The sequence below is a fragment of the Streptomyces sp. NPDC002602 genome (genome assembly GCF_042889445.1).
Classification (GTDB): domain Bacteria; phylum Actinomycetota; class Actinomycetes; order Streptomycetales; family Streptomycetaceae; genus Streptomyces.
In genome coordinates, this window is record NZ_JBIAQX010000024.1 from 75958 (window position 1) to 85624 (window position 9667).

Annotated in this window: 6 protein-coding genes; 5 read left to right on the forward strand and 1 reads right to left on the reverse strand. The window is 70.7% G+C overall.

Going from position 1 to position 9667, the window contains the following annotated elements:
- The first annotated feature begins 105 nt into the window (after positions 1 to 105).
- From ACFYW3_RS36110 to ACFYW3_RS36130, 5 genes are all read left to right on the forward strand, one after another.
- A complete protein-coding gene (locus tag ACFYW3_RS36110) occupies positions 106 to 4890 on the forward strand; it encodes a ricin-type beta-trefoil lectin domain protein (RefSeq protein ID WP_389388619.1) in 4785 nt (1594 codons plus the stop codon).
- Between the two features lie 75 nt (positions 4891 to 4965).
- Positions 4966 to 6273, forward strand: a complete 1308-nt coding sequence (locus ACFYW3_RS36115) for a hypothetical protein (RefSeq protein WP_389388612.1) — start codon at positions 4966 to 4968, stop codon at positions 6271 to 6273.
- 457 nt (positions 6274 to 6730) lie between these two features.
- Positions 6731 to 7093, forward strand: coding sequence for a hypothetical protein (locus tag ACFYW3_RS36120; RefSeq protein ID WP_389388613.1), 363 nt, complete (start codon positions 6731 to 6733; stop codon positions 7091 to 7093).
- Positions 7094 to 7563: 470 nt separating this feature from the next.
- Positions 7564 to 7989: a hypothetical protein gene (locus ACFYW3_RS36125; RefSeq protein ID WP_389388614.1), complete on the forward strand. Its 426-nt coding sequence runs from the start codon at positions 7564 to 7566 to the stop codon at positions 7987 to 7989.
- Positions 7990 to 8546: 557 nt separating this feature from the next.
- Complete coding sequence (locus tag ACFYW3_RS36130) at positions 8547 to 8834, forward strand: hypothetical protein (RefSeq protein WP_389388615.1); 288 nt, start codon at positions 8547 to 8549, stop codon at positions 8832 to 8834.
- A 281-nt stretch (positions 8835 to 9115) separates the two neighbouring features.
- On the opposite strand, the gene ACFYW3_RS36135 is transcribed toward ACFYW3_RS36130, so the two are convergent.
- A partial coding sequence (locus ACFYW3_RS36135; RefSeq protein ID WP_389388616.1) for a tetratricopeptide repeat protein occupies positions 9116 to 9667 on the reverse strand: 552 nt, incomplete at its 5' end.

Below are 9667 nucleotides of genomic sequence, written 5' to 3' on the forward strand. Positions count from 1 at the left end.
CCGCAGTCCCCGCCCGGCCCCCTCGACCGGACGGAACTCGCGGGCAACTCGTACGACTGGTACGACGACACCGCCGCAGAGCAGCTGCGGCAGGACCAGTGCCTGATGGCCGATGTGCTGCGGCTGGGCGGTCCGGCCATGGCAGGCACCGCTCAGGACGGGCTCAACCAGACTGCGGACAAGCTGCGCGTGCTGGCGAACCGCCAGCACTGGCAGGACACGCCGCTCTCCCAGGCGTACGCGCGGGACCGGGCCGCCGCCGACAAGGAACTGGCGGACATCTATGCCCTCCGGGACAGCTGGAAGAAGCCCCTCGCCGGGCTGACCACCCCGGCCGGCATCAACGACGCGACGTTCCACTGGCCGCCCGGCATCAGCGAGGGCGTGGACTTCCATACCCAGACCGGGCTGACCTCGTGGATCGCGGACCAGTACTGGAAGAACGAGAGCGACTTCTACGCGGACCCCACCCCCAAGGCCGACGAGAAGACCCGCAAGGCCGTATCCGCCCTGGGCACCCCTCTGTACGGCAAGGACCCGGACTCGGCGACGAGCACCGACTTGGACCGTGACCGCGCCGAGCACGCCGGGTTCGAGTGGCTGAAGGAAGCCACCTTCGAGCCCACGGGCGCGGACAACGCCCGGCTCTTCCTCGCCTCCGGCGGCTTCCCCCGTACCGGCCCCACGCCGGGCACGGCGGAGTACCGGGTCGCGGTCGAGGACATGAAGACCCGCTTCTCGACCTGCGCCTGGCGCGATGCGGTCGACCCGAACAAGGTCCTCGGCGATGTCTCCGCGACGGCCGCCACCGAGTGGCAGCAGGAGATCGGTTCCCAGGCCGTCCAGCGCAACCAGGTCGTGAACGCCGGCAAGGACGCCACCAAGGCGCTCGCCGCCGGAGCCGAGGCTCTGGGCCAGATGCTCGGCCACTCGTGGGTCGCCGACCACCTCACCCGCTGGCAGGACCACTGGTCCGCGGGCGGTGTCGGCTGGATCGGTGAAGCCGACGGAATCATCGAACTGCAGGGTGCGAAAGGCAAGTGCCTGGACGTCCAGGGCGGCGGGACGGCCGACGGCACCCCCGTCCAGGTCTACACCTGCAACGGCGGGGCCCAGCAGGGGTGGCGGGTGTGGGGTGACGACCACGGCCTGTACCTGCGCAACGTCAAGTCCTTCAAGTGCCTCGAAGTCGCCGGGAACGGCAAGACGGACGGTACGAAGCTCCAGATCGCCACGTGCAACAGCGGCCCCGCGCAGGTCTGGGCGTACACGCCCCGCGCGACCACCGCGCTCAAGCACGTCAGCTCGGGCAAGTGCCTGAACTTCCCGACGTACGACCTCAGCAGGGACGCTCTGCTCGCCACGTGCACCGGCGGAGGCCCGCAGCAGGTCAACATCAAGCCGTCCGGCCACACCGGCGAGGTCCAGCCCAAGGCGCACTTCGACCAGGCGACGAAGGGCATCGCGGACGCCCAGGCCAACGCGAAGAAGCAGCTCGCCCTGCTCAAGCAGCAGGCCACCGCCGCGAAGACGGCGGCCACGACTTCGGACGCGGCCGTGCAGGCGGCCTACGCCATCGCGGACAAGAACGGCGCGCCGCGTGGCCGCGGCATGCTGGTTGGTCTGCAGAAGGCCCAGGTCACCAAGGGTGTCTCCGCCGCGCTCGACGCGATGGTGAAGGCCGGCGAGACCGCCGAGGCCGCCACCCGGGCGGCAGGCGCGGACAGCCGGACGATCGCGGAGCGGGCGCTGGCCCAGGCCGCCCAATCGAAGGCGGAGTTCCGCAAGGAGGCCGCGCGCACGGCCGAACTGCAGGCGAAGGCGGCCGCCGACGCGGCCAAGCTGCACCGCGACAACGCAAAGAAGGACAAGGACACCGCCGCGGCGAAGCTCTTGGAGGCCTTGAAGGCCGAGAGCGACGCCAAGGCGGCCGCCGCGGCCGCACACGCCAAGCGGCTGGCCGCGGAGGCAGAAGAGTCCAAGGCGAAGGCCGAGAAGGAGACCGCCGCCGCAAAGCAGGCCGAGGCCGCCCAGCACCGGAAGAACGCCGAGGCTCAGGCCACGAAGGCCGAGGAAGCCAACAAGGCGGCGCAAGCCTCCGAGGCCACCGCCGTCGAGAAGCGCAACGGCGCCTTCACGGCCCGTGACAGCGCGAAGGCGAAGCGGGACGAAGCCTGGCAGGCCGAGCAGCGTTCCGACGTGGCAGGCGCCAAGGCCGCCGCGAAGGAGGCTTTCGCCGAGGCCCACGACTCCGATGAGTTCGCCAAGGAGTCCCGAGAGGCGGCCAACGCCTCGTGGGCTGCCGCCGACGCCGCCGAAGCGGCCGCGGGCAAGGCCCGTGGTGAGGCCGACGCGGCGACGAAGGCTGCCGCGGACGCGGACGCCGCCGCCACCCGCGCCGAGGCCGCCGCCAAGCGGTCCCGGGCGAACGCGGACGCCGCCCAGGCGGAGAAGCTGAAGGCCGACGCGGCGATCCGGACCGCGACCAGCGCCGCGGCCGACGCCATCACCGCGAGCGACCACGCCGCCGCCGAGGCCCGTACCGCGGTGGCGGCGGCCGACGAGGCCGAGCGCCAGGCGAAGACCGCCAAGACCCAGGCGGACGTGGCGTTCAAGGAGGCCGGGAACGCCCGCGCGGCGTCCGCGAAGGCCGCCGGATACGCCTACGTCACGGCCCAGGCGGCCATCGACGCGAGCACTGCGGCCTCGCAGGTCGCCAAGCCGGCCAACGACGCGATCCAGCTCGGTTCTCCCTACGTCGCCTCCGACGCCACCGCGAGCTTGGTGGTCCTGACCGGTCAGTCGTCCAAGACGATCGCCGAACAGCAGAAGGCCGTCGCGGAGGCGCACGCCAAGAACGCGAAGGACGAGGCAGCCGCCGCCAAGGCCCTCGCGGACGCGGCGACGGGCGACGCCAAGCAGGCGTACGTGCACGCGGCCAACGCCGCCGGATACGCGGCGGACGCCCGCGGCTACGCCAAGGAAGCCCTCGGCTTCGCCGCCGACGCCGCCGAGAGCGCGGCCAAGGCCACCGCTTCGCTGGCACGGAGCACGGAATACGGCCGGCAGGCCGCAGAGGACGCGGCGGCCGCCGACAAGGCGGCCGGACGAGCCGAGGGCTACGCCAAGTCCGCCCGCGACTCGGCCGACCAGGCCGCTCTCGACGCCGAGGGCGCCCGCCAGGCGGCGACCCGGGCCGAGCAGTCCGCCAAGGACGCGCGGGCGGCCGCCGTACGCGCTGACACTGCGGCGACCGAGGCCGAGCAGGCCGCCAAGGACGCCCAGAAGTTCGCCGAGGAGGCTCAGGAAGCAGCCGACCGGGCCGAGACCAAGGCCAAGAACGACCAGATCGCCAACGGCGGCACCTCCGGGATCCCCGGCTTCTTCTACGTCATCAACAAGATGGAGCCGGTCGGCGACCCGGAGATCAAGAAGAAGGAGAACTGCAACCCGATCATTCACACGGGCAACTGTGTGATCACCGCCATCGTCCACTTCGACGCCTACGTCGACATGTACCTCTGCACCGCGAAGGGCGTGCCGGCCACGAAGGCGGGCTGCCCGGCCTCGTCCACGCAGTACATGGGCCCTGATGTACTGCGGGACCAGGAACAGGAGATCACGCGCACCCTGACGATGGCCGAGTTCAACGCGGGCATCGACCCTGTGAAGATCATCTTCGGTGACTTCATCGAATGCGCCCACAAGGTCGCCAACCTCGTCGGCCTCGGTACTGCGCCGGGCAGCTGGACCGGTTGCGCCTGGGCCGCGACCTGGTTCATCCCCGGCCGTGTGTACGCGGCGATCGGCGACGCGCTGCACGCGGTCAACGTCGCCATGCACACGGGCGTCGGCATCCGCGAGGCGTTCGCCGGACTGCGGGCCCTGCGCATCGACCCGGCGACGCTCGCCCGGCTGGAGGAGACCGCCGGCCTCTACGAGCGCGTGTTCGTCGCCTGCGAGAAGAACAGCTTCCCGGGCAACACCAAGGTCCTCATGGCGGACGGCTCACACAGGGCCATCCGCGACGTGCGCACCGGCGACCGGGTGCTCACCACCGACCCCCGGACCGGAGGCCTGCGGGCTCACGGCGTGACGGACACCTTCCGCCACGACACCGAGCGCCTGGTGGACATCACCGTCGCCGGCGACGGAGGCACCGGCGGACGGCTCACCAGCACCGCCGGGCATCGCGTCTTCGTGATCGGCCGCGGCTGGATCACCGTCGCCGGCCTGCGGGTCGGCGACCGGCTGCGCACTCCGGAGGGCACCGAGCAGACCGTGACCGCGCTGCGGGACCGATCCGGCCTGGCACCCCGTACGGTCTTCGACCTCACGGTCGACGGCCCGCACAGCTTCTACGTCCGACCGCAAGGCGAGCGGGCGCAGGACGTCCTGGTCCACAACTGCCTCAACATCATCGCGGACGAGGGCAAGTTCGGGGCCCACACGGTGGGCACGCACGTCAACCTGGACGACGCCGCGATGCAGGCCAAGGCGGAGATCGACGGCATCGCGGGCCGTTGGACCAGCAAGGAGGTCGCGGCCAAGGCCGTCCAAGACGCGATGGAGCAGTGGCTCAAGACGCCCGGCAACGCCCAGAAGCTGGCCGACTGGAAGATCAAGGAGGCCAGGAAGCTGGGTGACAACCCGGGTCGTCCCTTCATGGCGAAGTCTGACGCCCTCACCATCAAATGGACGCTCAAGGACGAGGGATCGCTCGGCCAGGTGTGGCACAGGGGCGGAACAGCCGGCGCGCCTGAAGCCGCGAGCAACGAGATCCAGATCCTGCTGAGGTACGTGCCGAAGCCCCCGAAGGGTTCGGGTCTGCCGCAGCACCCTGACAAGTTCGTCGTCTTCACGTCGTACCCGCTGCCCGTGAAGAAGTAGCGAAGCGACGACCACGAGAACGGGCACCCTCCGCGCGGGGGGTGCCCGTTCGCCATAAGGGGGATGATGGCCCGCATGCGCGAGGTCTACTACTACGACCACTCCGACGACTTCGGTCTCAGTGGGTTCGCCGGGACGCTGTGCGCCCGTACAGGGCTGCGGGCCGATGGGCCCGTGGTCCTCGCGCTCGCGGCGGCCGAGGCAGGGGACCATCAGCTCGGCAGGGACGTCCGGCTGCTGCTGGATTCCGTGCTGCCGGGCGAGGTGCTGCACACCGTGTGGCTGGCGGCGGTGCGGCGGATCTTCGACCCGGCGCAGGAGCCGGCCGGGGAGGGCTCGGACCTGCGGGCGTGGCTGCGCCGGCTCGCGGACGTGTGCCCGCCGGGTGCGCCGGACCGGGACCCGTACGAGGTGGAGTCCCTCGGCGGGGTGCGGCCCATGGTGACGGAGGAGGAGCTGCGTGCCCTCGTGGCGGCGGAGATCGGGGCGGCCGGGACCGGGCTCGGTCAGCGGGTCGCCGTGCCGGGGATCGCCGCGGCGCTGCTGCGGGTCGTGCGCGAGGCCGATGCGGACCTGGGGTTCCGGCTGTTCCTCCGAGCCTTGAAGGCGTACTCGGTGCCGGTCGGGGCGGAGCAGTACGGGCGGCTGCTGGGCATCGGCGAGCTGCTGGCGTACCCGGCGGCCGTCGTGCACGACGGGCTGGAGATGCGCTGGCCGCCCCTGGACCCGGGGCGGCGGGACTTCGCGGAGGGAAGGTTCGGGCTGCCGTTCCTCGCGGCGGTGTTCCATCGGACGGACTGGCAGTACCAGGGCACCGTGCAGGAGAACCTCCACGCCGTCGCAGGCGCCGACGGTCCGGGAGACACCCCCGGCTCGCACGCTGCCGTACTGCTGGAGGACGTACAGCGGCTGCTGGACTCCACGCTCACCGACGAGGCGCTCACCACGCTGTGGCGGACCGCGGCTTCCCGCCTGTACGCCGGCGGCGAACCCGGCAGCGAACCCGGCGCGACCTTCGATGCCGACGGGCGGACCTGGCTGAAGCGGGTGGCCGACGCGTGCCGCAAGCGTTTGACCGAAGCCGACCCCGCCTATGCGCCCTTCCTGTCCCCCGCCCGGACGGACCTGGCGGCGGCCGTACTGCGGGAGGTTGGGGAGGCCGTACACGCCGAGGTTCCCGAGGTGCGGGCCGTGGCGCAGGTCCTGGCGGACGTGACCACCGCCACGGACCCGGACCTCGCCTTCCGCCTCCTGGTACAGGTCCTCTCCACCTACGAGGTCCCCGTCGCCGAAGACCGCCGCCCTCGCCTCCAGGCGCTCGCCGAGTACCTCGGATTCAGCCCGGACCACCTCGAAGACCGGCTGTGGAGCACCACGCCCTGACGGGTGGTCGGGACAGCGCCCTCGGATGACGGCACGGAGGCCGTGGCCGCGGCCCTCGCGGTTCTGAAGGCTCGGTTCCGGCCCGGGCGTTCCAACGCCCTTCGTCGAATCCGTGTCCACCTCACCGCCTTACAACGCCGCACCCGGGCAGTCGGCCTTCCCGTGCGAGGTACTGCGTGAGGGCCTCCAGGCCCCAGGCGCCCATCGCGAAGGGGGCCGGCTGTCATGGGCGTGTCTGTTCACGCCTGGAAAGGCGCCGCCACCCCTCGGTTCGGTTCGGGCGGGGGCTCGTTGTTTCCCGCAGGAGACAACGAACCCAGGCGCGTGCAGGCAGGGGCGGCAATCGCCGATGCATCGCGTATCGACGGCGTCCCCTTGCCCGCCGCCCCTGACGGGGCATCAAGGATTTGCCGGGCTGCTGGTTCCGGGCTCCGCCGGCTCCATGGTGGCCGGGTGGGTGGCGGCACGCCGCAGTGATGTCCAGGCGCGGGCGGTGCGCAGCGGGCTCGGGTTGCCCATCGAGCGGAGGCTGTTGAGCCCGTGGGTCCTGGTGGGCTTGTGGAGCGCCGCCGGAATCCCTTTCACGGCCGTCGAAGTGGTCATCACCGCCAGGTACATCGATGCGCACTCCCCCGGGCCCGCTGCCGACGGTACCTGGGCAGAGGCGGAGACGATCGCCTGGCTCGCGGTCCTGACCATCGCCGTCTTCGTCGTCGGCGGCATGCTGCACGGCCTTGTCCGGCACCGGTGTCGCACCCGGGAACAGCGGCGCGTGCGTAACGCCGACCGGCGGTACCTCATCACCGGCTCCGTCGACTGATGGCTCCCGTCTCCCGGCAGGCGGGCGGGCGCCGTGTGCCACCGCCGCCTCTGTTCTGGACGAGTAGGCCCTGTTCTGGTGGGTCGTGTGGTGCGGACCGGTCAGCCGGTGGTGCCGTCTCTCCTCCTCGACGGGGGCGAAGGGCCGGTCGTCCCGTGGAGGCACTGCTTCAGAACTATCATGGTCCGGTCACTTGCGCCGCACGGGGCGGTCATGAGCCGCTGTGAGGCTCTTGCGTGTTTCATCGCGACAGGTCCGGGGAGAAGTAAAAGCTCAGACTGTGTCGGCGCTGCTCGTTCTCCCCTTGCCGCGTGGGCGCGCCATGCAGGAACCGGGGCATGCTCCTGTGCACCATCATCTCGTAGACGCACTGCGCCCTCCTCGCATTCCCCGACGGCCCGCCCTCGGCGCCGTTTGGTCCGCGTAGCCACGAAGCCCATCCAGTTAATGATCAACATCTTGGGGGTTCCATGTTGAAGTCACTTCGCCTGTTGCTGCTCACTTCACTGGCAGTGGGCACGCTGATGGCCACGTCCGTCGGGCCGGCCAGCGCCGCGCCGGAGACGATCAACCGGGATCAGGTGCTTTCGATCTCGGACAAGAGGACTGCCGAGTGGACGTCGATCGGCGGGTTCCAGGTTCAGCTGCGCTATGGCACCTATGCCGGTTCCCAGTACGGCTGGGCCAAGTTGGACAACTTCCCGACGGACCGGCAGGGTGCCATCTGGCTGGAAACCAGTTCCGACAGCGGCGCGAACTGGGTCACCCGGTCCATCTACAGCACAACGGTGAGCGTGTTCACCGACGGTGTCCAGACCAGGTCGGCCAGCAGCTTCGTGATGCGTGCCTGCTACCGGGGCCCGGAAACAAACAAGTGGTGCACCGACAAGTGGTGACCGGCTGGCCTCGATCGTTCATGAAGGGCCGTCAGCTCGCTGACGGCCCTTCTGTTGGGCGTTGGCGGGCGAAACTTGGGCGGATGGCTCTTCGGCCGGTTCCATCAAGCGCAGACCTGGCCGTGGACCGGCTCCGGGCGATGGCCACGGTGTTCAAGCGATGCGGCCAAGGATCTCGGGCGCGCCTGCCGTGGCCTGGCACGTGCTCCCCACCGACGCGTGGAAGGTCCACCGGCGCTGACCCCCGCAGGGATGAGCCTCAGCCAACCGCGAATGGTCAGAACAGCGCGTCCTGGTCGGGATCCTGCCGCGGTAACGGCGGGAAGTCCTCGCCGTTCCACTTCGCTTCCAGGTGCTTGCGCCGGCCCGGCGGGGGCCCACGAACGCGACCAGGGCGCCGCGGCTGCCTTCCAGTTCGGGCAAGCCGGAGGTTGCGCAGAACCGGGTCGCTCGGTGTCCGCCGGCTCCGGCACCGCCATCGCACCGGCTGCGTCGTCGATCACTGAAGTCTCCGTCCCCAGGCCGCCGGCCCGACGGTTTCGTTGTCGCCCAGTTCGGTGAGGGCAAGCACCTCGGCGCGCCGCGGGGCTGAGCCCGCGCGGGTCGTCCGCAGCACGCTCGACGGCGCCGTGACCCTGTACGAGCGGATCGCGGAAAGCCTGACCAGCCTCACCCCCAGCGGCCAATGGGTCACCATCACCCTCGACGGCCAGTCGTACCGACTCGAATTTCTCCCCGCCGCCAACCCTGCCCTCGAACACCACGACGAGCCGAAGAACACCGACACCCCATCCGAATCGCCGGACAAGAACCCCGACGAAAAGGCCGGCCCCGCCGCCGCGTGAGAACCCGGTGCGGCACCCGGCACCACAGTCCGGATGCCGCACCGCGCACCATCCCCTCACCGAAGCCGGCGGCCAGGCGCCGTGCCTCGAGCCGGGGCTGGACCGGCCGTTGTCACCGAGGCCCTCGACGCGGTTGCCCCGAGCTTGGCTGGCCGGAGGGAACTCGCCCGTGCCCTGCGCACGGATCCTGTCCTACTGCCGGGTACCGGGGCTCGGGGCCCGGGGCCCGGGGCCCGGCCAGGATGGTCCCCGGCGGTGTCACCTGCAGAGAGAGGGCGAGGTCACCCGGAGTCCTGTTGGCTGTGTCTCTCCTTCTGCCAGTGGTCGAGGTTCTGCCGAAGAACCTGCAAGTGGGGATGGTCCTCGCCCACTACCGGCATCATGTGCTCCAGCAGTTGCTCGGTGAGGATGGCGGCTCCGGCCGCGTCCCCCGCTTGCCCCCGCCAGTGGGCGCAGCTGCCCCACACGGTAAACGTGCTTGGATGGGTATCTCCCATGAGCCGTCGGCAGGCGTGAAGAAGTTGCTCGTACGCTTGCGCGGCTCCCGCTGCGTCTCCTGCCTTCCCCCGCATGGTGGCGAGGTTGCCCCGGGTGATCAGGGTGTCGCGGTGGTCTTCGCCCAGCACCCGGATCATGTGTTCAAGAAGGTCGGCGAGGGCTTGCGCGGCCCCGGCCATGTCTCCCGCCTGCCCCCGCCATGTGGCGAGGTTGCTCCGAGTGATGAGGATGTTGGAGTGGTCGGGTCCCAGGATCCTTATCTGGTCGGGCAAGAGTTCGGCGTATTCCATCGCTGCGCCCGCCGCATCCCCCGACTCCCCCCGCCATGATGCGAG